Here is a 546-nt window from a genome sequence, read left to right as displayed (position 1 = left end):
CTCGAGCGCGGTATGAACCAGCTCGCCGACGCCGTCAAGGTGACCCTGGGGCCCAAGGGCCGCAACGTCGTGCTGGAGAAGAAGTGGGGCGCTCCCACGATCACCAACGATGGTGTCTCCATCGCCAAGGAGATCGAGCTCGAGGACCCGTGGGAGAAGATCGGCGCCGAGCTGGTCAAGGAAGTCGCCAAGAAGACCGACGACGTGGCGGGCGACGGCACCACGACCGCCACCGTGCTGGCCCAGGCGCTGGTCCGTGAGGGCCTGCGCAACGTCGCCGCCGGCGCCAACCCGATGTCGCTGAAGAAGGGCATCGAGTCCGCCGTCGAGCGGGTCAGCGAGGAGCTGTCCAAGCTGGCCAAGGACGTGGAGACCAAGGAGCAGATCGCCTCCACCGCCTCCATCTCCGCCGCCGACCCCGAGATCGGGGCGCTCATCGCCGAGGCGATGGACAAGGTCGGCAAGGAAGGCGTCATCACCGTCGAGGAGAGCAACACCTTCGGCCTGGAGCTCGAGCTCACCGAGGGCATGCGCTTCGACAAGGGC

1 protein-coding gene is annotated in these 546 nt (G+C 67.4%); it reads left to right on the top strand.

Annotation, left to right across the window (positions count from 1 at the left end; all coding sequences use genetic code 11):
• The coding region (locus IEY82_RS38755; RefSeq protein ID WP_308425909.1) for a TCP-1/cpn60 chaperonin family protein at window positions 1-546 on the top strand (546 nt) is incomplete at both ends.

Source organism: Nonomuraea cavernae, assembly GCF_014646355.1.
In the GTDB taxonomy this organism is placed as follows: domain Bacteria; phylum Actinomycetota; class Actinomycetes; order Streptosporangiales; family Streptosporangiaceae; genus Nonomuraea; species Nonomuraea cavernae.
This window is presented reverse-complemented; position numbering and strand designations above follow the sequence as displayed.